2 protein-coding genes are annotated in these 2642 nt (G+C 31.3%); both read right to left on the reverse strand.

Features of this window, described 5'->3' with window-relative positions:
- Positions 1-93: 93 nt before the first annotated feature.
- A complete protein-coding gene (gene xylB, locus AA81_RS13975) occupies positions 94-1560 on the reverse strand; it encodes a xylulokinase (RefSeq protein ID WP_103899375.1) in 1467 nt (488 codons plus the stop codon).
- Positions 1561-1588: 28 nt separating this feature from the next.
- Positions 1589-2642, reverse strand: a 1054-nt coding sequence (locus AA81_RS13980) for a zinc-dependent alcohol dehydrogenase (RefSeq protein ID WP_211292744.1), incomplete at its 5' end; no start/stop codon positions are given.

Below are 2642 nucleotides of genomic sequence, written 5' to 3' on the forward strand. Positions count from 1 at the left end.
TTAATATATTAATCAATGGCGACATCAAATAATAATTTGTCATTAATCATTGTGATTCCTCCACTTATATTCAAAGAAAAAAGTATCAAAATATTATAAGAAATTCCTGAAGTCTTTTTCTAACTCTATCAATTTTAAAAAATTTTGATATTTGCTCTTATAATAATTTTTGGTTTGATAGTTTGGATAAAAAAGTTTATTGACCTGAGGTTTAAATTTAGCCAAGTCATTCTTATCTATATCTCCACATCCAATTGCAGCTAATAAAGCAGCTCCATATGCAGATCCTTCGTATATTTTCAATGTTTGTAATTCTTTTTCTATCACATCCGCTATCATTTGAGACCATAATTTACTTTTTGTAGCCCCTCCAATTAAATAGCATATGTTTTCCTCACCTAATACGTCTTTTATTTTTTCATATGCTAGTTTTATTGAAAAAGAGATTCCTTCTAAAACGGATCTTATCATATCTTCTTTTGAATGGGAAATACTTAAACCCATCCATGCACCTTTTGCATCTGCGTCCATAATTGGTGTCCTTTCTCCAGTGAGATATGGCAAAAAATATAAAGTATTAGTTTTCTTCATGTTTATTTCTTCGATTCTAGTGTGATCAAAGTCTAATGTTCTTAAAGCCCATTCAAGTACATTCCCAGCATTTTGAATAGCACCTAAATAATGCCATCCCGTAAAAGGATGGCAAAATATATGAACACCAGCATTTTTATCTAAAGCTAATTGTTTTGTGGGTCGAAAGATTTGAGCGGCGGTTCCACAAGATACAAAGGATTCATCTTCATCTAACACTCCAAGGCCGACAGCGGCAGCTTCTTGATCACCTGCGCCAACAATTAAAGGGATGTTTTTGTTTAATCCAATTTCTCGAGATATTTCATCATTCAAATAATCAACGATTTCGTATGAGTTCTTAATTTTTGGAAGCTTTTGAGGATCAATGTCAAAAACGTTTAGAATATCTTGGGACCAATTATGAGATTTTATATCCATCAAAAGTGTAGCAGAAGCATCTGTTTTATCAGTGACTAAAGCTTTATTTTTTCCTAAAAAATATCTTAAGAAATCTTTTGGTTGAAAGAAACAAGAACTTTTTTTATAATTCTCTTCTTCATTATTCTTTAACCACAGAATTTTAGGTAAAGTGAAACTTGGGTTGGAAAGATTCCCTGTGATACTAAATATATCAACTTTTTCTGGGATTAATTTTGCTTCTTCTTTTGCCCTTCGATCCATCCAGGTCATACAGGGCATTACTAATTTTCCATTATTATCAATTGCAACCAATCCATGCATTTGCCCTGAAAAACCTATGGCCTTAATTTTAGGAGAATAAGAGCCATTTCTTTTTAAGATCTTATTCATTAGAAAAAGAGTTTTTTCTATCCATTCGTATGGATTTTGTTCATGAAATCCTTCTTTAAAAGATTTAGAAGATAGCTTCACTTTTTCAAAATCCACTATTCCGTGTTTTTGTGAAAAAAGAAGAACTTTTAAATTTGTTGTTCCTAGATCAATTCCAATGTAAGCTATATATATCATCTCCTAATAAAAAATTTGGAAAAATTGTTCACATTTTATTAACTTCTATTAAAATTTTTAAAACTTCGTTTTTATTATTTAAAGCGTATTCATATGCTTGAGGTACCTTATCAAATGGAAAAACATGTGTTATTATTTTTTCATAATCAATTTGATTTTTTTCCAATAAATTTATGGCTGTTAGGTAATCTTCAACTACATACATAAGAGAACCTCTAATTGTTAATTCTCTGTCCTGAACATAAATTAATTTCACATTTGAGTTTGAGGAAGGCACGCCAACCAAGACAATTTCAGTTCCTTTTCTAGCATTTTCTATGGCCATATTTAAAGTAGCATCTGCACCAACACAATCAAAGACAATATCGGGTCCATCAAAAGTAAAATTGCCTTTAATATTTGTATCTGCAGGAGTCGTTGTAATGATTCCTGGAAGCAAGCTACTGAGTAATCGAAGCCTTTTTTCAACTAAATCCACAACTACAATTTTTTTTGCTCCTGATAAGTAAAGAAAGATGGAAGTAAAAATTCCTATGGGACCAGCTCCATATAAGAGGACCTCATTCCCAGGAGTAAACGAGGAAATTCTAACACTATGTATAGCAACTGAGAAAGGTTCTATCAGCGTGGCTATTTTTGGAGAAATATTATTTACCTTGTATAATTTATTAGCAGGAAAAGTAACAAAATTTTGCAAACCACCATCCCTTCCTACACAACCTATAACCTTTAAATTTTCACAGATATTATATTTTCCATGTTTACAATTATAGCATTCTCCGCAAGAGATGTTAGGCTCTAATACTACTTTATCCCCAATTTTTAAATTTCTAACGGAACTACCTATTTTTATAATTTCACCAGTTACTTCATGTCCTAAGACTATTTCCGGATGAACTAAAGGATGCGTTCCTTCATATGCATGCAAATCTGAACCGCATATTCCAACATAAAGCACCTTTAGAATCACTTCGTCATGTTGAAGTTCAGGGAAACTTTCTTTAACTTTAATAATTTTTTTTAAATCTTTAAATATCCATTTTTCATTATCTTGCATAAGATCTCCTCCTCGTATAATATGT

The organism is Petrotoga halophila DSM 16923 (genome assembly GCF_002924615.1).

What these genes read in the sequence shown, in the direction of transcription:
- xylB (WP_103899375.1), bottom strand. Translation starts at nt 1,560, where the DNA reads ATGATATATATAGCTTACATTGGAATTGATCTAGGAACAACAAATTTA.